This window comes from Salinimonas marina, assembly GCF_015644725.1.
Lineage (GTDB): Bacteria > Pseudomonadota > Gammaproteobacteria > Enterobacterales > Alteromonadaceae > Alteromonas.
This window is the reverse complement of sequence record NZ_CP064795.1, coordinates 2,075,284-2,095,903: the sequence shown is the minus strand read 5'-3', so window position 1 is coordinate 2,095,903 and position 20,620 is coordinate 2,075,284. Positions and strand designations below refer to the sequence as shown.

The 20,620-nt window shown below is 48.7% G+C and carries 17 protein-coding genes; 8 read left to right on the top strand and 9 right to left on the bottom strand.

All coding sequences use genetic code 11. The features are described from left to right. Positions 1-4: 4 nt before the first annotated feature. The 3 genes from pxpB to IT774_RS09205 are packed head-to-tail and all read left to right on the top strand — an operon-like array spanning position 5 to position 2,509. Positions 5-694: a 5-oxoprolinase subunit PxpB gene (gene pxpB, locus IT774_RS09215; RefSeq protein WP_195809535.1), complete on the top strand. Its 690-nt coding sequence runs from the start codon at positions 5-7 to the stop codon at positions 692-694. Beyond that, a complete protein-coding gene (locus IT774_RS09210; protein WP_195809534.1) occupies positions 687-1,646 on the top strand; it encodes a 5-oxoprolinase subunit C family protein in 960 nt (319 codons plus the stop codon). The genes pxpB and IT774_RS09210 overlap by 8 nt, the downstream gene beginning before the upstream one ends. Next, entirely contained in the window at positions 1,643-2,509 is an 867-nt protein-coding gene (locus IT774_RS09205) for an aminotransferase class IV (RefSeq protein ID WP_195809533.1), read from the top strand. Before IT774_RS09210 ends, IT774_RS09205 begins: the two co-directional genes overlap by 4 nt. Before the next feature lie 125 nt (positions 2,510-2,634). On the opposite strand, the gene fur is transcribed toward IT774_RS09205, so the two are convergent. Further along, positions 2,635-3,060 (bottom strand): ferric iron uptake transcriptional regulator, encoded by a 426-nt coding sequence (gene fur, locus IT774_RS09200; RefSeq protein WP_195809532.1) that lies wholly within the window; start codon positions 3,058-3,060, stop codon positions 2,635-2,637. A 265-nt stretch (positions 3,061-3,325) separates the two neighbouring features. Here fur and IT774_RS09195 point away from each other — a divergent pair, with 265 nt between their 5' ends. Further along, a complete protein-coding gene (locus IT774_RS09195) occupies positions 3,326-5,344 on the top strand; it encodes a HAMP domain-containing methyl-accepting chemotaxis protein (RefSeq protein WP_195809531.1) in 2,019 nt (672 codons plus the stop codon). Between the two features lie 111 nt (positions 5,345-5,455). Here IT774_RS09195 and fldA read toward each other — a convergent pair whose 3' ends face one another. The 5 genes from fldA to IT774_RS09170 all read right to left on the bottom strand — a co-directional run bounded on the left by fldA (position 5,456) and on the right by IT774_RS09170 (position 9,454). Continuing rightward, entirely contained in the window at positions 5,456-5,980 is a 525-nt protein-coding gene (fldA, locus tag IT774_RS09190) for a flavodoxin FldA (protein ID WP_195809530.1), read from the bottom strand. Positions 5,981-6,009: 29 nt separating this feature from the next. Further along, positions 6,010-6,228, bottom strand: coding sequence for a DUF2788 domain-containing protein (locus tag IT774_RS09185; RefSeq protein ID WP_195809529.1), 219 nt, complete (start codon positions 6,226-6,228; stop codon positions 6,010-6,012). 80 nt (positions 6,229-6,308) lie between these two features. Further along, positions 6,309-7,100, bottom strand: a complete 792-nt coding sequence (locus tag IT774_RS09180; protein ID WP_332308834.1) for an alpha/beta fold hydrolase — start codon at positions 7,098-7,100, stop codon at positions 6,309-6,311. A gap of 187 nt (positions 7,101-7,287) precedes the next feature. Beyond that, positions 7,288-7,689: an H-NS histone family protein gene (locus IT774_RS09175; protein WP_195809528.1), complete on the bottom strand. Its 402-nt coding sequence runs from the start codon at positions 7,687-7,689 to the stop codon at positions 7,288-7,290. A 118-nt stretch (positions 7,690-7,807) separates the two neighbouring features. Continuing rightward, positions 7,808-9,454: an electron transfer flavoprotein-ubiquinone oxidoreductase gene (locus IT774_RS09170; RefSeq protein WP_195809527.1), complete on the bottom strand. Its 1,647-nt coding sequence runs from the start codon at positions 9,452-9,454 to the stop codon at positions 7,808-7,810. Between the two features lie 291 nt (positions 9,455-9,745). Here IT774_RS09170 and IT774_RS09165 point away from each other — a divergent pair, with 291 nt between their 5' ends. Both IT774_RS09165 and IT774_RS09160 read left to right on the top strand, forming a co-directional pair. Further along, positions 9,746-10,495: an electron transfer flavoprotein subunit beta/FixA family protein gene (locus IT774_RS09165; protein ID WP_195809526.1), complete on the top strand. Its 750-nt coding sequence runs from the start codon at positions 9,746-9,748 to the stop codon at positions 10,493-10,495. Continuing rightward, positions 10,495-11,421, top strand: a complete 927-nt coding sequence (locus IT774_RS09160; protein ID WP_195809525.1) for an electron transfer flavoprotein subunit alpha/FixB family protein — start codon at positions 10,495-10,497, stop codon at positions 11,419-11,421. Before IT774_RS09165 ends, IT774_RS09160 begins: the two co-directional genes overlap by 1 nt. A gap of 45 nt (positions 11,422-11,466) precedes the next feature. On the opposite strand, the gene IT774_RS09155 is transcribed toward IT774_RS09160, so the two are convergent. Further along, on the bottom strand, positions 11,467-11,775 hold the full coding sequence (locus IT774_RS09155; protein WP_195809524.1) for an isoamylase early set domain-containing protein: 309 nt from the start codon (positions 11,773-11,775) through the stop codon (positions 11,467-11,469). 273 nt (positions 11,776-12,048) lie between these two features. Here IT774_RS09155 and IT774_RS09150 point away from each other — a divergent pair, with 273 nt between their 5' ends. Together IT774_RS09150 and IT774_RS09145 are read left to right on the top strand one after the other, a co-directional pair. Further along, complete coding sequence (locus tag IT774_RS09150) at positions 12,049-13,266, top strand: efflux RND transporter periplasmic adaptor subunit (protein WP_195809523.1); 1,218 nt, start codon at positions 12,049-12,051, stop codon at positions 13,264-13,266. A 4-nt stretch (positions 13,267-13,270) separates the two neighbouring features. Further along, the gene (locus IT774_RS09145) at positions 13,271-16,414 is read left to right on the top strand and encodes an efflux RND transporter permease subunit (RefSeq protein ID WP_195809522.1); all 3,144 of its coding nucleotides are present in this window, start codon (positions 13,271-13,273) and stop codon (positions 16,412-16,414) included. A gap of 673 nt (positions 16,415-17,087) precedes the next feature. Here the strand turns inward: IT774_RS09145 and IT774_RS09140 are convergent. Both IT774_RS09140 and IT774_RS09135 read right to left on the bottom strand, forming a co-directional pair. Beyond that, positions 17,088-19,379, bottom strand: a complete 2,292-nt coding sequence (locus tag IT774_RS09140) for a TonB-dependent receptor (RefSeq protein WP_195809521.1) — start codon at positions 19,377-19,379, stop codon at positions 17,088-17,090. Positions 19,380-19,495: 116 nt separating this feature from the next. Further along, entirely contained in the window at positions 19,496-20,500 is a 1,005-nt protein-coding gene (locus IT774_RS09135) for a GlxA family transcriptional regulator (protein ID WP_232364939.1), read from the bottom strand. Positions 20,501-20,620 lie beyond the last annotated feature (120 nt).

The following is a 20,620-nucleotide window of genomic DNA, read 5'->3' as shown; positions in this document are numbered from 1 at the left end:
CAGCATGGAAGCGTTTGGCAGTATAAAACGTATCGAACCGGCCGGTATCGACGGGCTGATTGTTTATTTTGAGCAAGACACCCTGAGCAAAACCAACCAGGCGGTTCAGGCAATGAAACACGCCTTGAAAACCAGCCATGCACAATGGCTGAATGCGGTTATTCCAGGCTATGATTCTTTGTTGGTGTTATTCGACTTACAGCAAGCTGATGTTCACACGGTATACCAGGCGCTTCGTGCGGCCAAACCAAAACCGGTAAGCGTGGAACAAACACAGCATTTTGAGCTTCCAGTATGGTATCAGGCCCCCGAAGCCAATGATTTTGACTCGGTAAGTGAACATACCGGGCTGCGCCCGGATGAAATTATTCGTCTGCATACGCAGTCTGAGTTTCAGGTTTTTACCATTGGTTTTTCCCCCGGATTTGCTTACATGGGCGAGCTGCCAGAAGCGTTGAGCTGTCCGCGTTTATCTACCCCTCGTAGCAAGGTCCCTAAAGGGGCGGTAGCCATTGCCGATCAGCAAACTGCAGTATATCCCAGTGTCTCGCCGGGTGGCTGGCACTTGCTTGGGCTGTGCCCGACCTTGCTGTTCAACCTTGATTGGGAGCAGCCTGTGAAATTGCAACCAGGCGATACCGTGCGTTTTTACGCCATAGATGAACAGCAATACAGGGCGATGTGTAATGAGTAATGTAACCGTCACCATTAAAGATGCCGGAATGCTGGCGCTGGTGGTCGATGCCGGCCGTAGTCTGAGCATGCAGGAGGTCGGGTTTTGTGTGTCCGGGGCAGCGGATATTCGTAGCTATCATCTGGTTAACTGGTTATGTGGCGATCCGCGTCACAGTGCTACTTTTGAGGTTATCGGCACTTTCTGTTTCAGTGTCAGTGACGCCTGCACCATCGCGGTGGGCGGTCCCCAGCTTGATTTGCAGATAAACAATACCGCGGCTACGCCCTGGCAGACCCAACAGCTCAATGCCGGCGATACTGTCACGGTAACGCCGGCGCGGTTGGGCACCCGTAGCTATATCGGTATTGCCGGCAAGTGGGCGCTGCCGTTTGTAGGCGAAAGCCAGTCTATCGTGGTTCGTGAACAAGCTGGTGGGTTGGGTAATGAAGGCAGGCCGCTGAAAGTAAATGATGAAATTGTGGTCGACACCCTGGCCGCCGCCACCCACACCGATCGACATTTAGCAGCCGAAGAAATTCCGGATTACAGCCTGGATACGCCACTGGATATGATTCCCGGCTATCAGGCCCACACCTTTGAAGGCTGGCAATTACCCCTGTTTCTTGACAGTGAATATGAAGTAACCAATCAAATAGATCGGATGGGATATCGCCTCAAGGGGCAGCCAATTGAGCCGCAAATCAGTACAATGCATTCTGAAGGCATCAATTTTGGGGCTATTCAATTGCCGCCGGATGGCCAGCCCATTGTGATGATGTCAGACCGGCAGACATTAGGCGGGTATCCGAAAATCGGGTGCGTTGCCGAGTATGATATTTATCGTCTGGCCCAGGCTGTTCCCGGTGATATGGTTACCTTTGCCAGGATTGATATCGACAATGCCCGGGCCAAATGGTTACTGAGGAATCGTCTGGACAGACAGTTATTTGAAGGTGAACAGCAGTTATGACAACAGCGTTTTTAAACAACGCGTACATGCCATTAGAACAGGCATCCATTTCACCGATGGACCGGGGATTCTTATTTGGTGATGGTATTTATGAGGTTATCCCAACGCACTATGGCAAGCCCATTGGGTTGCAGGCACATTTATCGCGCATGAGTGATGGTTTGGCTGAGTTACAAATCGATAATCCCTATAGTGCCCAACAGTGGCAGACGCTGATTGATACGCTGATACAGCGTAACCGCAGCGAACTGGGCAGCGATTACATCGGCGTGTATTTGCAGATAACCCGGGGTACCGTGATGAGCCGGCAGCATGCGTATCCGCAAGACATTACGCCCACCGTCTTTGGCTATGGATTTACCCTGGCGGCGCCACCGGCGACCACGCCTGAGCAGGTTACCACCCTGGATGTGGCGTTATTAAAAGACCGGCGCTGGGAACGCTGCCACATCAAGTCAACCTCGCTGCTGGGTAATGTCATGCATTTTGAGCAGGGCAAAGCACAGGGCAAGCAGGAAGCTATTTTGCTAAATGCGCATGATGAGGTCACCGAAGCCAGTTCGTGCAATGTTTTTGTGGTCTGGCAGGGTGATATTTATACCCCGCCGCTGGATTATCAGTTGTTACCGGGTATAACCCGCAAGCTGGTCATTGAAAGCCTGGCTAAAGAAGGCATTGCGGTGTACGAGCAGGTAATCAGCAAAACCATGTTACTGCAGGCCCAGGAAGTGTGGCTGACCAGCTCCAGTAAGGAAATCACCCCGGTTACTCACATCGACGAGCAAACCATCGGGGAGGGGCAGGCAGGCCCGGTGTGGGAAGCAGCCTTGGCAGCATTTAACAAGCACAAGTTTACGCTATAAAAAAGCCCGCTGATTCAGGTGAATCAGCGGGCTTTTTCAATAAGTTGTAATGACGAAGTAGTCACACAGATTAAATCACAATAGATTAAACCTCAGCTACCGCATTAAACAGATCCCCGGGGATCTCAGTCCAGGTTGTCGCAGTCACCGTCAGTACACTCACCGTATAAATACAGGCTGTGATGCGTGAGTTTCATCTTGTTTTCAGTCGCAATTTCAAGCTGGCGACGTTCAATCATGTCGTCTTCAAACTCTATGACCTTGCCACACTTAAGACAGACCAGGTGGTCATGATGGTCCTTGTGACTCATCTCAAAAACGGATTTGCCACCTTCAAAATGGTGACGATTGAGAATGCCAGCATCGTCAAATTGGTTCAGAACCCGGTAAACCGTTGCCAGCCCAATTTCCTCGCCCTGATCAATAAGAATCTTGTAGACATCCTCAGCACTGATATGCTGATTCTTTGGCTCCTGCAATATTTGCAGTATTTTCAGGCGCGGCAAGGTGACTTTTAGGCCAGCCTTTTTTAACTCTTTATTTTGATCCATTAATACCAACTTCAGGGCTGTTCGAAGATAGAGGTTATTATAGGTAACTTGAATTGATTTGAAAGTAAAAGGGTACCTTTGTCAAATGTTTGGGCAAAAAACCATCATTTAGCGCCGGTCTATCCCCCCGGCAGAAAAATTGGGGGCCATAACGCATTCGCTTTTAGATAAGGCCAGAACAAAACTTCAAACAAACTATTTGTTTACACAAATATAACATTTTTGTATGTTAGCCGTCGCAGTAAGATTTTCAGGATGTAGTAAGGTGCGGCTCACAGTTGTCAAAAAAATAATAATAGGGTTTGCCATATTCTGGCTATTGTTGTTAATTATTGGGGTGTTATCGTTTTTTGGATTAACCGAAATAAGACAGGCGGCGGTCTCGGTGGTAGAAGAAAAAATGCCACTGCAAATTCAGATGATGGAAATAAAATCCGAAACACTGACCTTAGCTACTATCGTTGCCAATGGCTTTCATAAAACCGAGCCCGCCGCACTTACCCGTAATGCGAATGAATTCAGTGCGTTGAGCACTAAATTTAATGCGCAACTTACTCAACTTGAACAACGCACGGTCAACAGCGTACGGCAGCAGACGATTGAGCAGGCCATCGCTCAGTCACAACAGTTCATAGAGGCTGCAAGCCTCATGTATCAGGCGCTGCAACAAAAATTACAGCTACAAAAGCAACGAACCGCCAGGTATACCGAAGTACTCAATAGCGCGGATGAAGCCAGCGCGTTGATGCTGGACTTAAGTTATCTTGATAACAATGCGCCAGGATTAGAGACGCTGATCGGCGCAGGAACCAATATTGATAACAAGCTTCTGACTCTCAATCAGGCTCTGGCCGATTTAATTCAGGCCGACCAGCGCAGCGCCACTTCGGCGGTGATTGAAGATCTGAATTATCAATTTAGCAATCTTACTGTCGATAAGGACTTTTTAAACCGGTTAGCCGAGACCATCGACAATGACGGTACGGTCAAGGCGTTTAACGAAGAATTTGAAAAGCTTACCGACGCGGTCAACTCACCGGAAACCGGCTTGATCGCATTGCATCTTGCGGTCCAGCAGGCCGCCGAACAAAGTATCGAATATCACAATGAAGCCGATAGAGCGCTGGGTCAGGCATTAGCTGCCACCAATACGCTGTTTGAAGCAGTGAGTAAAGCCACTATTGAAGGTCAGCATAGTATTGTAGAAACCGTTCAGGAAAGCCTGCTGGAAACGCTGGTCGTTACCGCGGTGGGACTGGTGGCAGCGTTTATTCTGGGCACCATGGCCACCCGCAGTATTGCCCGTCCGCTGACCCAAATCAACCACGGCCTGGATGCACTGGCGCAGGGCGATTTAACCACCTCCCTGAACGAGAAAGGCAATGACGAATTTTCAGTGTTGGCGCACAAAGTCAATATGCTGATCCAGAGCTTGCGGGAGTTGATTGGGAATATTCACACTCAGGAAACCCAGCTGGTGGCGATTTCAAAAGATAGCGTGGCGATGGGTGAGCAGAGCCTGAAAGATGTTGATGAACAACGCGAACAGGTCACCCGTACCGCAGAAAATACGCAAAATGTGCAGCACACCAGTCGCAGTAATCTGACGCAGATAAAACGCTCCAGCACCTCACTACAAACCATTACCCGCCAGAGTGAGGCGATTTCTTCGCTGGTGGAACAATGTCGAAGACAAAGCAATGAACAGGCTGCTCAGGCAGATGAATCGGCCCGAACCATTGCCCGGCTGGATGAAAACAGTCGAAACATTGGTAGTATTCTGGATGTGATTAAAACCATTGCTGAGCAAACTAATTTATTGGCATTGAATGCGGCCATTGAGGCGGCGCGTGCCGGTGAACAGGGACGCGGTTTTGCGGTGGTAGCGGATGAGGTGAGAACCTTAGCCAATCGGACCCAACACTCCACCGAAGAAATAGAACGCATGATCAGCAGTCTGCAACAGGATGCCAGTAGCGCGGTAACCGCGATTACTGCAGGTCGGGAGCAAGCCCGGGCAGGGGTGGATGTTATCGAGCAGGTTAAGCAACAGGTGGCTCAAATCAGTGAGATTATCGGGCAACTAGGCCAGATAAATGAACATATAGTCGCAGATACCCAGCAGCAGGATAGCTTGTTGGCCGAGGTCGCCAGCAGTCTTGAAACCATTGTGCAACTGGCCGATTCCAGTGCCCATAGCACTCACCAGGCAAATGATGCAGTGATGCAGCTTGATAGTCAGATGGATAGCCTGAGAAAAGCCGTAGAGCGATTCAGACTGTAATCCGCCACAGCGGCTCAGTGCACGGTGACTGATAAAACAAAAAAGCTGCCCGGGCAGGCAGCTTTTTGCTTTGACTGTTTTAAATCAGCCGGCTTAATTCAACCGTGAAGGTTAAGCCAGTTCAGCCAGACACAGTTCATCGTATAACTGCTTACACCAAGCTTTAACCCGTTCTTCGGTCAATTCAGGTTGACGGTCTTCGTCAATCCCCAGACCGACAAAATGGTCATCATCTGCCATTCCTTTAGAGGCTTCAAATTCATAGCCCGCGGTAGGCCACTGACCTACCAGGATGGCACCTTTGGGTTCAACGATATCGCGAATCATGCCCATCGCATCCAAAAAATATTCGGCATAATCTTCCTGATCACCACAACCAAAAATAGCCACCAGTTTGTCTTCAAACTCGAGCTCTTCAAGGTCCGGGAAGAAGTCATCCCAGTCACATTGGGCTTCGCCGTAATACCAGGTCGGAATACCAAAAATCAGCAGATCGTATTCTGCAATGGCTTCTTTGCTACTTTTTGCAATATCGAAAACATCAATAAGATGCTTTCCTAATTCTTTTTGAATCATCTTCGCGACATGTTCTGTGTTACCAGTATCGCTTCCGAAAAATAGGCCAACAGTTGCCATATTCAACCTCTATTGTTTAACTGTTTTGCTTACACGCCGGTGCCTAACCAGAATACCTCAATCAGGCCTTTTGCTAAAAAACCAAGTGCGCCTGCACCTAACACGCCGTAGACCACAACCTTACCAATAATCGGCACATCGTTTTTTTTTAATACGTCGTGCACGGCTAAACCCATTAAGATAAACAAGCCTCCCAGGCCGATGTATATCGAAACAGATTCAAATATCTCGTAACTGTTAGCGGGCATAAACCCCTCATCCCAATTCGGCGTGAACTATATCATATCCTATACGCTTGCGGCACAGGATAGCGTTTAAAAATACCTGGTTAATTTGTGCTCTGCTGCTTTAAAAAATTCTCTACAACCGCATTAAACGCGGCCGGTTTTTCGGCATGCAGCCAATGCCCCACACCCTGAATGACATGGGCTCTGGCAGCTGGAAACAATGCGGCTATCGCATCTTGATGAGCAGTCTGAATATAATCCGATTTACCGCCTTTAATAAACAGGGTGGGACGGGTGAACTGCATCTTCACGGACGGCCATGAACGAATCTCATCATAGGCGGCGGTTAAGCCGGCTAAATTAAAGCGCCATTGCCACTGCTGCTGGTCGTTCTGATACAAACTTTTTAGCAGAAATTGTCGGACACCCGGCTCGCTAACATGTTCGCTGAGTTGTTTATCAGCATCTTTGCGGTTGTCCAGTGTTGCCAGGTCTACGGCTTCAAGCCCGTTAATAATGGCATCATGGCGGGCCGGATAATCCACTGGCGCAATATCCGCAACCATCAGGCTGGCAATTTTGTCCGGATAATGCAATGCACACAACATCGCGGCTTTTCCACCCAGCGAATGCCCAAGCAGATGATATTCATCAGCGCCAATATGCTTTAACACCGCATCAATTTCATGGGCGGTCTGAATCAGGTCAAAAGATTCAAAATGCTGTGACTGTCCATGATCAGGCAAGTCGATACTAAGAATATTATAGTGCTGACTAAAGTGGCGTTTAATTCCGGCCAGATTATCAAGGCTGCCAAATAAACCATGAATCAAAACCAGCCATGAAGCAGAAGATTCGTTTTCGGTGGTTTCGTAATGTAACTTAATGCTCATTTCAAACACCCAGCGTCGAAAGCTGAATATTAACCTTTTGGCCAATATTCACTTAAAAAATTAATCACCCCATAATCTATCTGGGGCCAGAAACAAAGAAGCCGGCATAAAACACAAGGTTTTAATTACCGGCTACCTATTACCTGAGTAGAGAGCTAATCAGGTATTACAGCAATCGTTTCAATAATTAAATTGAAAAGCTCTGCAAGTCTTTTCCGTTTTCGATGGCTTCTTTAAACACTTTTGGCATACGGCCAATACCGGTCCATTTATGTTCCTGGCCATCAGCATCGGTCAGTGAATACTTAACGGGCCTTTTCTTGCCTGTTTTGCGCGTCTGGGTTTTTGGTACCTGACCCGCTTCTAAATCGTTAACATCCAACCCTGCTTCTTGCATTTGCTGATGGATCTGCGCGATCTTCTCTAATTTTTCTTGCTCTTTTTTCTCATCTTCGGCGGCTTTTTCCCGACGCTTTTCAATGATGTTACCAAGCTTGTCCTGAACCGTTTCAAGTTCAGACAAAGACAATTCCTTTACTGCTCCCTGTAAACGTCTTCCATGGGTTAAAATATCTAAAAATTCGCTCATTTATTAACCTTGCGTTTATTTATTATCAGTACTTTATACATCATAGTTAATTTTTATAAAAAAAAAAAGCAGCGATGTGCTGCTTTTATTAATTAAATAAACGTTAAAAAGATCAGTTTTACATATTCGGGTAATTAGGCCCGCCCGTTCCTTCTGGGGTAACCCAGCGAATATTCTGTGAAGGATCTTTGATATCGCAGGTTTTACAATGAATGCAATTTTGAGCATTTATTTGAAATACCTGCTCCCCGTCTTGCTCCACCACCTCATAAACCCCGGCAGGACAGTAGCGTTGAGCGGGTTCTGCATACTTAGGTAGGTTGACCTTTATCGGGATGTCTTTATCAATCAACTGCAAATGACAAGGCTGATCTTCTTCATGGTTGGTATTGGATAAATACACCGAGGAGGGCTTGTCAAAACTTAATTGTCCATCCGGTTTGGGATAATCAATCTTCACTGCCTGATCGGCGGTTTTTAGCTGCGCATGGTCTGGGGTGTTATCTTTTAATGTGACCCCCATTAAATTGCCGCCAAAAAAGTTTTGCTCCAGGGTATTAAATGCACCACCCCAGAAATTGCCATATTTATGGATGGCCGGACCAAAGTTGCGTGACTTATACAGCTCATCATATAACCAGGAGTTTTTAAGATTTTCTGCAAAAGCGCTTAGGTTATTTGATTCACTGTTGTTTTTAATAGCATCAAAAACGGTTTCTGCCGCCAGCATGCCCGACTTCATAGCGGTATGATTACCTTTAATTTTAGCAAAGTTCAGGGTGCCGGCGTCGCAACCGACTAATAAGCCACCCGGGAAGTGCATTTTAGGCAGGGAGTTAAAGCCGCCCTTAGTAATGGCTCTGGCGCCATATGAAACCCGTTTACCATTTTTGAGATACTGACTAAAAACCGGGTGATGTTTCAAGCGCTGAAATTCATCAAAAGGACTCAGGTAAGGATTGTCATAATTTAAATCGACAATAAGACCCACTAATACCTGATTATCTTCGGCGTGATACAAATAACTACCCCCTGTGGCCTCATCCAGAGGCCAGCCTGCGGTATGAATGACCTTACCAGGTTGGTGCAATTCGGGGTCGATATCCCAGATTTCTTTAAAGCCTAATGCATAATGTTGTTCACTGGCGTCTTTATCCAGCTCAAACTTTTCATTTAAGGTTTTACCCAGGTGGCCTCGGGAGCCTTCGGCAAATAAGGTATATTTGGCACGCAACTCCATGCCCGGCATATAGCCGTCTTTGTGTTCACCGGCGGCACTGACGCCCATGTCTCCGGTGACCACCCCGGCCACACTCCCATCATCATTGTAAAGAATGTCGGTGGCCGGGAAGCCCGGAAAAATTTCAACGCCCAGCTCTTCTGCACGTTCGGCCAGCCAGCGGCACATATTACCCATGGAGGTAATATAGTTACCTTTATTATGCATGGTTTTCGGGGTCATCCAGGCAGGCAGCTGGCGGGCTGAAGATTCGTCTTTTAACAAATAAATTTCATCTTCGGTCACCGGCGTCGATAGGGGTGCCCCTTTTTCTTTATAGTCTGGGAAGAGCTCTTCAAGGGCGCGGGGTTCAAAAACTGCACCCGATAAAATGTGCGCGCCTACTTCTGAGCCTTTTTCTACTACGCAGACCATAAGTTCCTGGCTGGCTTCGTTTGCCAGCTGCATCAGCCGACACGCAGCAGCCAGACCACTTGGACCAGCGCCAACAATGACAACATCAAAATCCATTGATTCACGTTCCATACAGGCTCCTTAAAAATTATCGTTATAGTGCACTATAGGTGAAACAAATAATGCGAAGTGTCAAAAACTTGTAAATTAAATACCGCCTCGAAAGGTAATCCAGGTTGACGTTTACGTCAACAGGAAGTAGATTGCAAATAAGTTTACGTAAACGTAAAGGTTGTAATTATCCTTCATGGTTTTACGTTAATGCAGCGTAAAGCGATGAAGTGACATCAGAATTAATTTATCTGATGGGTTCTGAAACAGGGTGCTCAGTCACCGGCAAACACTCACATCTTGAGGTAAGAAATGAAAATACTTGTACCGGTCAAGCGTGCCATTGACTACAACGTAAAAGTGCGGGTAAAGGCTGATAATTCAGGTGTTGATCTCACCAACGCCAAAATGGCCATTAATCCCTTTTGTGAAATTGCGGTGGAAGAAGCCGTACGCCTGAAAGAAAAAGGCATCGCCGAAGAAGTGGTGGTGGTGTCTGTGGGCAACAAAAGTTGTCAGGAACAAATCCGAACAGCTCTTGCTTTAGGTGCTGATCGTGGTATTCAGATTGACACCGACGAGTCACTCGATTCGCTGCAAATTGCCAAGCTACTGGCGAAGCTGGTTGAAAAAGAAGAACCCGGGCTGGTTATTCTTGGCAAACAAAGCATCGACTCTGATAATAATCAGACGGGTCAGATGCTGGCCGCACTGACCAATATGCCGCAGGGCACCTTTGCCTCAGAAGTTGTGGTTGAAGGCGATGCCGTTAAGGTAACGCGTGAAATTGATGGCGGCCTGCAAACTATCAGCTTAACGATGCCCGCGGTAGTGACTACCGATTTGCGTTTAAATGAGCCGCGGTATGCCTCGTTACCGAACATCATGAAAGCCAAACGTAAGCCGTTGGATGTGATGCCGGCCAGCGATTTTGATGTTGATTTAACCTCAAAGGTCAAAATGCTCAAAGTAGAAGCCCCGGCGCAACGTAAGGGCGGCGTGAAAGTAGCGGATGTTGCTGAATTAATTGATAAGCTTAAAAACGAAGCAAAGGTGATCTGATGACTGTTTTAGTATATGCAGAGCATGATAATGACCAGCTTAAGCCCGAAACGGCCAAACTGGTAAACGCGGCCACCCAGATTGGGGACGATATTCATTTACTGGTTTCCGGCCAAAACTGTGACAGCATCGCCAGCGAAGCCGCCAAAATCAGTGGAGTGACTAAGGTATTAAAGGTCGACAGTGAGCATTTTTCTCATCAACTAGCTGAAAATACCGCAGATCTGCTGGTGGAATTAGGCAAAGATTACAGCCATATTCTGGCCAGCGCTTCTACCACCGGCAAAAATTTTATGCCGCGCGTGGCGGCTTTGTTAGATGTCGCCCAATTATCCGATGTTATCGCTATTGAGTCAGCAGATACCTTTGTGCGGCCTATTTATGCCGGTAACGCCATTGCTACCGTACAGTCACAAGATACCATCAAGGTGCTGACCGTGCGTGCTTCAGCCTTTGATGCCCAAAGTCTGGATAACAATGCCGAAGTTGAAGCTCTGACCATGGGCTCGGCCGCTAAAGGCGCCGAATTTGTTAGTGAAGAACTGACAGAGTCTGAGCGTCCTGAGCTGGGTGCCGCTGAAATTATTATTTCGGGCGGTCGTGGTATGCAAAATGGCGAAAACTTTGCCATGCTGGAAGGCATTGCTGATAAATTAGGCGCAGCGATTGGCGCTTCACGGGCTGCGGTAGATGCCGGATTTGTTCCCAATGACATGCAGGTCGGTCAGACCGGCAAAATTGTTGCGCCGCAGCTGTATATTGCCGTCGGTATTTCCGGTGCTATCCAGCATTTGGCCGGCATGAAAGACTCAAAGGTCATTGTGGCTATCAATAAAGACGAAGAAGCGCCCATTTTCCAGGTCGCTGATTACGGTTTGGTAGGGGATTTATTCGACATTCTGCCAGAGCTCGAAAAATCCATTTAAATTGATTGCGCGGGGCCTGGAGCCTGCTTCAGCACCCCGCGAATATTACACCCGTACTACAGAATTATCCTCATTACTTAACGGCGAACGCTGGTACCCATCTGCTTCCCAGTCATTTTCCCAGCATTTATCGTCCACCCAATATCGAAAAGCGTATTCGTGATCTTTTTCCAGGGTCACCGTTTGCGTAAAGTCCCCGTTTTTAAGTTTACGCATGGGCGATACTGCTTTATCCCATTGATTAAAATCGCCAACCAGCCGGGCCCGGGCGGCTTTACCAGCCTCTGATGCCTTGAGCCGGAAGGTCACCTTACATACAGGTTTTGATTTCAGATACTGCTTTTTAAGACTCATGATTTGTTCATCCGTTGCCATGGTTCGCACTATTAAATTACGATTAAAAAGTAACCATATCAAGGGGCCGGGTGCAGTTTTTTGAAAAAATATACGGCTGTGATGCGCTGTTGCCAGGATGTTTTGAAAAAGATCATATTTATTAACAGTTTTACACATGCCATTGTCTCAAAGACGCGATAGACTGCCTGAATAAGAATTAAAATACGCCTTATCACCTTTTTTCATAAAAGGGATGCGTTAAAAAATGCTCCAATTATCAAAGGGAATAGAATGAAAAATGCTGTCTGGACCAAAGCGGGTATACCGCTGGTTATTGTCCTTGTTGCCATAGTTCTGGCGGTAGTGCTGGTAAAAAGTAAACAACCCCCGCCCACCGAACCCGTTGAAACAAAAGCATTTTTAGTGGATGCTGAACCAGTGAGCAGAACCGCGGTAACGTTTACGGTGAGCTCCCAGGGCAATGTTATTCCTAACCATCGAACTAACCTTAGTGCCCAGGTAAGCGGTAAAGTTGTTGATATTTCAGATAATTTTGTGGCCGGTGGCATGTTTGATAAAGGTGAGGTGCTGGTCACCCTGGAATCTGACGACTACCAGACCGAAATCAGTCTGGCTGAAGCACAACTGGCCCAGGCCCAGGCCGCTCTGACTGAGGAGATGGCCCGTGGCGAGGTGGCCAAAACCGAATGGCAGTCAGTAAATTCTGGCATTCCCCCTGAACTTGGGCTACGAAAACCCCAGTTGGCACGCGAGCAGGCTAATGTGAAAGCCGCGCAGGCACGTCTGGAGCGTGCGCGACGTAATCTGCAGCGCACTGAAATCCGGGCCCCCTACAATGGTCTGGTGGTATCGCGCGACATTGATATTGGTCAGTTTGTGGGGCTAGGCAGTACGGTTGGCACCTTGTACAGCACCGATATTGCGGAAATACGATTGCCGGTGGCCGATAGCGATATGGCCTTTATCGATCTGGATCAGGGTATAGGCCGCAAACATAACGTCTTATTAAAAGCGCGGGTGAACGGCATGTCCCAGCAATGGAGAGCCAGCCTGGTGCGTTCTGAAGGTGTATTAGATGAAGCCAGCCGGGTAAGCTATTTGGTGGCGCGCTTGCCAGATCCCTACCAGCGCAACAGTGAGGGTGGACAGCCGTTGTTACGCTTTGGTCAGTTTGTAGAGGCAGAGATCACCACCGGTAAACAACGTGATTTGTTTGTACTGCCCCGCAGCGTTTTGCGTCTGGATCAGACCATTTTGACGGTAAACGATGATAATGAAATTCAAATCAAGCCGGTTGAAGTCGCCCGTACCAATGCCAGCCAGGTCTTCATTGCCGACGGTTTGGAAAACGGTGAACGGGTGGTGTTAAGTGCCGTTCCCAATCCTTACAACGGAATGCAAGTTCGGTTACCGGGCGACGAGCCCCAGCCGCCAGAGATAGACGAAGATACCCCTGATGAAACTGAGCAAGTTAAGGTAGGGGGATAGCCGGATGAGTAGGATTGATACACACAAAGGGATGATTGCCTGGTTCGCCAGAAACAATGTCGCCTCAAATCTGCTTATGTGGGTTCTGCTGATAGGCGGTTTGGTTAGTGCCTTCACGATTCAAAAACAGATTTTTCCGCCGGTCGAAATTAATGTGGTGAATGTGCGCGTACCCTATCTGGGCGCGGCCCCTCAGGAAGTAGAAGAAGGGGTGCTGTTAAAGATAGAAGAAGCTATCGAAAATCTGGAAGGCATCAAAAAGATAACCTCCACTGCCCGGGAGGGGCTGGGCACCGTTAGCATTGAAGTAGAAGAAACCTACGATGTGCAGGAAGTGCTTGATGAAGTGAAGGTACAGGTGGACGCCATCCCCAGTTTTCCTGGTAACACCGAAAAACCGGTTATCTACCGACAAAAAATACAGTCAGATGTTATCTGGGTGTCGGTCTATGGAGAAGCCAGTGAGCGCGAATTAAAAGAGTTTGCCAAGCAAATCAGAGATGATATTGCCAATCTTGATGGTATCACCAGTGTCACTGTGGTCGGTGCCCGCGATTATGAAGTTTCCATTGAATTGTCAGAGCGTGACTTGCAAAAGTACAACCTGACTTTTTCCGAGGTGGTCAACAAGGTCAGACAGTCCAGTGTCGATTTACCCGGTGGCTCGATTCGCACCGATAATGGCGATATTTTGCTTCGTACCAAAGGACAGGCGTATACCGGCAGGGAGTTTGCCCAGCTTACCCTATTAACCAGCAGCGATGGCACCAGAGTGAGCCTGGGGGATGTAGCCACCATCGATGATGGTTTTGTAGAAGACAACCGTTTTGCGTATTTTGACGGTAAACCCTCGGTCAGCATGCGAGTGCGGGCGGTGGGCGATCAGAATGCCCTGGAAATTTCCGAACAGGTTAACAACTATATTGCCGAAAAAAGCCCTGAGTTTCCGGCACATCTGAAAGCCGATACCTGGGGTGATGTATCATTTTACCTGAATGACCGTCTCAATATGATGCTGGAAAATATGGGCTTCGGTGCCTTGCTGGTATTCATTGTACTGTCACTGTTTTTACGGGTGAAACTGGCTTTTTGGGTGATTTGGGGGCTGCCGGTTTGCTTTTTAGGCGCCATCCTGGTGATGCCAATGGAATTTGTTGGGGTATCGATTAACCTGCTGAGCCTGTTTGCCTTTATTCTGGTATTGGGGATTGTGGTGGATGATGCCATCATTATGGGGGAGTCAGCCTATACCGAAATCGATACCAAGGGACATTCCACCGACAATGTTATTGCCGGGGTTAAAAAGGTGGCCATGCCGGCGACCTTCGGGGTGCTGACCACCATTGCCGCATTTACCCCGATGTTGATGGTGTCCGGGCCCTTTGGGGTTATCTGGAAGTCCATCGGCTGGGTGGTCATTGTGTGTCTGGTGTTCTCGCTGGTGGAATCGAAACTGATTTTACCTGCGCACCTGGTACACATGAAACTGAGTAAGCCCGATCCCGATAAACAAAATCGTTTTCAGCGTTTTCGCAATATTTTCAGTGAAGGTATCAAACGATTTGTCACCAACCAATATGCGCCATTTTTGGCCAAAGCGGTTCGCAATCGCTATACCACCCTGGCCACTTTTGTGGCGATGCTGATTCTCACCATCGGCTTGTTCGCCGGCGGCATTGTACGTTTTGTCTTTTTCCCCGATATTCCCAGTGATTTTATGTCGGCCAGCTTTGAATTGCAGCCGGGCTCCTCACTGAGTCAGCGGGATAAGGCATTGAACGAAATGCTGGCCGCCATGCATCGTATGAATGACAAAGTGGAAGAGGAAACCGGCTCTGGGGTGATACAGCATGCCATCGCATTTGATAATGGTAATCTTGGCGGCGAGGTGTTTGTGGAGCTAAGCAAAGGCGAAACCCGTGAATTGCCAGATTATGAAATCCATCAGTTGTGGCGTGAGCAGATGCCTGAAATACCGGGAGTTAAAACTCTCAATATTGGTTCGGGAGACGGTTTTGGCGGTCCGGACATGAGCTTTGAGTTCACCTCTGCAGACATCAATGCACTGCAGGAGGCCGCCCAGGCATTAAAAGATCGTCTGGCCAGTTACGAGGGCTTGAGTGACATTAATGACTCCTTTGCCGGCGGCAGTGACGAAATACAGCTATCGCTTAAACCCCAGGCAGAAACGCTGGGGATCAGCTTGCAGCAGCTTGGCCAACAAGTGCGCTTTGGCTTCTATGGCGCCGAAGTACAGCGTCTGCAACGCGATGATGAAGAAGTAAAGGTCATGGTGCGCTACCCGCAAGAGGCCCGTAACTCGATAGAATACCTAGAAAACATGCGGGTAAGGGCACCGAACGGGGATGATATTCCCTTTGAAGAGGTGGGCCAGATCAGTCTGGGTGAAGGGTTTTCGTCGATTGTGCGGGTGGATGGTAACCGCTCTATCACCGTAGGGGCTAAAGTAGACAAAGGCTTACTGGAACCGGGGGAAGTCACCCGCGATGTGGTGATGACCGTGATCCCTGATATTCTGGAGCGTTACCCGCAAGTGGACTTTCAGCTGCAGGGGAACTCCAAAGAAGAACAGGATGCGCTGTTCAGCATGTTCCAGGGTCTGATGTTTGCGTTGTTTGCCATCTATGCGCTGTTGGCTATCCCCTTAAGATCGTATTCACAGCCATTTATCATCATGGCGGTTATCCCGTTTGGGGTGGTGGGGGCAATTGTCGGGCACCTGGTGCTGGGCATGGCAGTCAGCTCCTTGTCGCTGTGCGGAATTATTGCGTTATCCGGCGTGGTGGTTAATGACAGCCTGATCATGGTGGACTTTGTTAACCGTGCCCGCGCCGAAGGCCATAAGCTGATTGATGCGGCCATAAGCGCGGGTACCCAGCGTTTCAGGCCCATTATCTTAACCTCGCTGACCACCTTTATGGGGTTGATGCCGATTGTGTTTGAACGCAGTCTGCAAGCTCAGATTGTTATCCCGATGGCCATTTCGCTGGCTTTCGGTATTTTATTCGCCACCGTTATTACCCTGTTGCTGGTGCCCTCGCTGTACCTGATACTGGATGATATTCGCGGCTTATTTCGTAAAAACACCAATCAGCAGGCGCACCCTGAAACCCTGATCCGCGAATAAATAAGCGCGATTGGAAACCGGCCCGTGAAAATGACGGTGGTGACGGGCCGGTTATCAGGTAAAGGGGGAGCACCCGCCATTAAATTTACCATCCCTGTGTGGCCCGTGTGCAGGTTTACCGAAATCGCCCTGCCAATAGCATCGCCGCGTTCGCCGGGGTTACACCTGTCATCATTGCCAGCCCAGGCCAAGTCAAAGCCAGGGCAAAGCAATCTCAATAGCACCTTAGGCCATCAGCACACCATTGACGTTCCTGTTAACAGAATATGGTCTCACCCGGCGCAACTGTACTGACTGGGTGCTTAAAACACCGACCCAGTTTTTACCTTAACCTTTGGGGCTTGGCTATGAGGGCATGGCTATAAGGTGTGTGGCTAAAAGGTGTCAGGCTGGCGGGGACAACGTCCTGGTTCTAAAGTTTTGATGCTAAGGCGTTGATACTAAGGCTTTGGTGCGGCTTACTGCTGAGCGCATACCTGGCGGCCGGGTTTGTAAACTCAGATAAAAACCGACTGGCGAAAACAAGCAAAGGCGGGGCAGGGCTGACGCCATTGTTAACCCTTACACCTGCATCATCGGCAACAAAAAAGGCCTGCATTGCTGCAAGCCTTGTTCAATAACCTGGCACAGCGCATAAGCATGCGCCATGAGCGTTGATCTAGTAACAGGTCATCTAGTAAAAGGTCATCTTAACTTCCACACCCCAAATCCGTGGTTCGTTGACGATCCCGGTCAGGTTATTAAAGTCGATGGCGCCTTTGACATTGTCTTCATCGGTGATATTGCGACCAAACAAGGCCACTGTATAGCCGTGGGTGAAGTTTTCATACCCGACGCGCAGACCGCCTTCAACATTGTCGTCGGTGGTAAACTCTACGGCTTCGTATAAGAACAAGTTGGTTTCGCCCTGGAATGCCCAGTCGGTAAACGCAAACAGTTCGCCGTCACTGCCCATAGGGATAGAGTAACGGGCAGTAAAGTTAAAGATAGACTCCGGTGCCTGCGGGAACGGGTTTCCATCAATAAAGGCTGCGTAGCCATCCGGGCGTGGGTCGGTTACCGTACAGTTGCCGGCAAACTCTAAGCCAGGGTTAGAACCACATGGCTGTACCGACAAGGTGTCGTCGTTAATCTCGGTATGGTTGTAACTGTAGCCTGCCGTCAGGGTCAGCTGATCCGTGGCCAGCCACTGGGTGTCAATTTCAAAGCCGTAGGCTTCGCCCTTATCGGCATTAACCAGCGCGGTGAAGTTATTGCCGCCACCGATGGCCGAAAATTGCATGTCATCCACGGTGTAATAAAACGCGGCGGCATTGAAGCGCAGGGTTTTATCCAGCAAGTCAGACTTAAAACCCACTTCGTAGGAATTAATGGTTTCGGCTTCAGCCACAGACGGGGCGCCTTCAAACGCCACATCCCGGCCCTGAATGGTTTGGGCACGGAAGCCATTGGCATAGCGTGCATACAATGAAATATCATCGGTTAAACGATAATTACCACTAAGTTCAAAGCTTACCTGACCATCATCAACATCCACCGGATCATAATCCTGAGCCGAGCATTCGTTGATGCCATCGCCGTTAAAGTCGAGGAAATTACAGGGGCCATCGACATTTTGCTGGCCCACCCGCAATGATTTGTCATCATGGGTATAGCGGACGCCGGCGGTCACATTCAGTTTTTCATTCACCTGATACGAGCTTTGGCCAAATACCGCCCAGGTGGTGTTTTCATGAAAAACCGTAGAGGCACCAAACAGACCATCGGTACTGGTAACATCAAACGAAGAGTCAAAGAAAAAGGCGCCAACCTGCCAGCTCATGGGCGTGGTAGTTTGACTGGCGATACGAATTTCCTGGGTGAATTGCTCAAGATCATTAAGCTTATCTTCAGTGACCGCAGTGAAAGGAATGAAACCGGTATTTTCGGTAACACCAGAACCCGCGCCGCCATCAATATCACCCAGACTGCGCCCATCGGCGGTTTCCAGGGCCGTAATTGAGGTTAATTCGACCGCGTCAAAGTCGTAGGTCATCTTCAATGATGAACCAAAACCTTCATAGCTTTGCGGGTTGTTATCGGCGCCATTTCCATCAATGTCGCCATCATAATACACCACATCCCGATCGTAGTTGGCGTTGAGGTCGTTGCTGCCTTTGTCAAAAATGTTGGCTCTGAAAATTGACGCGGTGCCGTCCAAATCCCGGCCATGGACATTGAATAAGGCCGAGAAACGGTCACTGGGTTGATACAATAACTGAGCACGCCAGGCTTTCTCATCAAAACCACCAATCACATCCTCCTGACCGGTAAAGCCATTGTCGATATAATCATCGCGGGTTTGAGACAATACCGAAATACGACCGGATAAGTCATCGGTAATTCCGCCGCCCACCGCGCCTTCAAAATTGAGGGTGTTATAGCTGCCATAAACCGCCTTGCCATACCCTTCAAAATCCTGCCCGGGTTTAACGGTGTCGAATTTTACGATGCCAGCGGTGGTGTTGCGCCCAAACAGGGTCCCTTGAGGACCACGCAAAACTTCAACCTGTTGAATATCGAACAGCGGAAAGCTTTTTAAGACCACATTTTCCATTACCACTTCGTCCATCACAATGGACACCGGTTGTGAGGCGGCTAAATCGAAGTCAGTGTTGCCCAGTCCACGAATATAAAAACGTGGGGCTACCCGTCCGTTGGAAGATTCGGCATACAGTCCGGGTACGCGTACGGCCAGTGCCAGGATATCTTCACCGCCGGCAAACAGGCTGTCCAGCTTTTCACCACTTAAGGTAGCAATAGAAAGCGGAACTTCCTGGATTGATTGCGTCCGCTTTTGAGCGGTAACGGTGATTTGCTCCAATTCAGATTCTTTTGGCTTTTGCTGGGTTTCCTGTGCCAAAAGAGGACTGCTAAACGCGGCTCCAATAGCAAGTGCAAGGGCAGCGATGCGATGTGTTTTCATGTGTCCACCAAGTGAAGGTAATGTGTTTTTAAATTGTTTTGTGCGCAGTCTGCTGATTGGACTGCTTGCGGCTGCTTAGTTTACTTGATTTACAAATTATTTATATCTTATTTTTATTATAAATTTTCATCACGGCTAAATTTTGCGCGATATTGAGATACTGAATAGCCTGTATGACGTTTAAACAAGCGTGAAAATGAGCTGGCGTCTTCATAACCAATTTGCGGTAGCAGACTGTCGAGGGTACAGCGTGAGGTTTCTAATAATTTGCGGGCATGATCAATCCGTAACTGCTGTAAATAGCGGCCGGGCGACATGCCGGTGGCCGCCTTAAAGCGCCGGGTCAGGGTGCGGGGGGTAACATTAAAATGACTGGCCACACGTTCCAGCGATATCAGGCCAGCCAGTTGCCGGGCCATATGATTCTGAATCTCGCGTACTAAGCTGTCCTGATGCATTATCTGGCGGCGGGAGCCGGCGTACAAACTCTGGTTATAGCGTGGCAGATCAAGAACATGGGCTTTAGCGGTTTGCCGGGCCACCTGCGCACCCGCATAGCGTTCGATCAGTAGCAGCGCTAAATCAAACCAGGCCATACCACCGCCGGCGCAAAAAATATTCTCCTGACAGGTATGCAATTTTTCGCTTTGTAAGTCCACCCCGGGGTATTTTTGCTCAAAAGTGCTGGCAAATCCCCAGTGGGTTGTGGCCGCTTTTTGGTCCAACAACCCGGCCTGGGCCAATAAAAACACACCCGTGCAATTGGCCGCAATATCTACCTGCGCGGTGTGAAAATGTCGTAGTAATGGGTATAGGCTGCGCTCGGTAGCCAGCACCTGGTCTATCTGAGAGCCAATGGAAGGGATAAGGAGCAAATCCGGCTTGGTGTGGGCAGTTAATGCACCGTCTGCTTTAAGGGTAATGCCATTGGCACAGCGAATATCACTGCCTCCTGCCGAGAGCAGTTGCACCGAAAACACCGGCTCGACAGACTGGCCATGAATGGCCTGCCAGGTTACCCCGGCCTGGGCAAACAAATCTACCACTCCGGTAATGGCGCTGGATAACGCCCGGTCAAAGCCATACACCACCACATTGGCCGGCGTCATACTAGTATTCATTAATGGGTCTCATCAGGGTCTATAACTGATAACTATGGATGTCCTAATTAACCATAATTGTGTCATTTTTGACAGTCAATTGATGGTCAGACCTGTGTCACAATCTATTTACATTCTCAT

Excerpts from the sequence above, each read along its gene's own strand:
- pxpB (WP_195809535.1), top strand. The coding sequence starts at position 5 with ATGGAAGCGTTTGGCAGTATAAAACGTATCGAACCGGCCGGTATCGAC.
- IT774_RS09210 (WP_195809534.1), top strand. The coding sequence starts at position 687 with ATGAGTAATGTAACCGTCACCATTAAAGATGCCGGAATGCTGGCGCTG.
- IT774_RS09205 (WP_195809533.1), top strand. The coding sequence starts at position 1,643 with ATGACAACAGCGTTTTTAAACAACGCGTACATGCCATTAGAACAGGCA.
- fur (WP_195809532.1), bottom strand. The coding sequence starts at position 3,060 with ATGGATCAAAATAAAGAGTTAAAAAAGGCTGGCCTAAAAGTCACCTTG.
- fldA (WP_195809530.1), bottom strand. The coding sequence starts at position 5,980 with ATGGCAACTGTTGGCCTATTTTTCGGAAGCGATACTGGTAACACAGAA.
- IT774_RS09185 (WP_195809529.1), bottom strand. The coding sequence starts at position 6,228 with ATGCCCGCTAACAGTTACGAGATATTTGAATCTGTTTCGATATACATC.
- IT774_RS09180 (WP_332308834.1), bottom strand. The coding sequence starts at position 7,100 with ATGAGCATTAAGTTACATTACGAAACCACCGAAAACGAATCTTCTGCT.
- IT774_RS09175 (WP_195809528.1), bottom strand. The coding sequence starts at position 7,689 with ATGAGCGAATTTTTAGATATTTTAACCCATGGAAGACGTTTACAGGGA.
- IT774_RS09170 (WP_195809527.1), bottom strand. The coding sequence starts at position 9,454 with ATGGAACGTGAATCAATGGATTTTGATGTTGTCATTGTTGGCGCTGGT.
- IT774_RS09165 (WP_195809526.1), top strand. The coding sequence starts at position 9,746 with ATGAAAATACTTGTACCGGTCAAGCGTGCCATTGACTACAACGTAAAA.
- IT774_RS09160 (WP_195809525.1), top strand. The coding sequence starts at position 10,495 with ATGACTGTTTTAGTATATGCAGAGCATGATAATGACCAGCTTAAGCCC.
- IT774_RS09155 (WP_195809524.1), bottom strand. The coding sequence starts at position 11,775 with ATGAGTCTTAAAAAGCAGTATCTGAAATCAAAACCTGTATGTAAGGTG.
- IT774_RS09150 (WP_195809523.1), top strand. The coding sequence starts at position 12,049 with ATGAAAAATGCTGTCTGGACCAAAGCGGGTATACCGCTGGTTATTGTC.
- IT774_RS09145 (WP_195809522.1), top strand. The coding sequence starts at position 13,271 with ATGAGTAGGATTGATACACACAAAGGGATGATTGCCTGGTTCGCCAGA.
- IT774_RS09140 (WP_195809521.1), bottom strand. The coding sequence starts at position 19,379 with ATGAAAACACATCGCATCGCTGCCCTTGCACTTGCTATTGGAGCCGCG.
- IT774_RS09135 (WP_232364939.1), bottom strand. The coding sequence starts at position 20,500 with ATGAATACTAGTATGACGCCGGCCAATGTGGTGGTGTATGGCTTTGAC.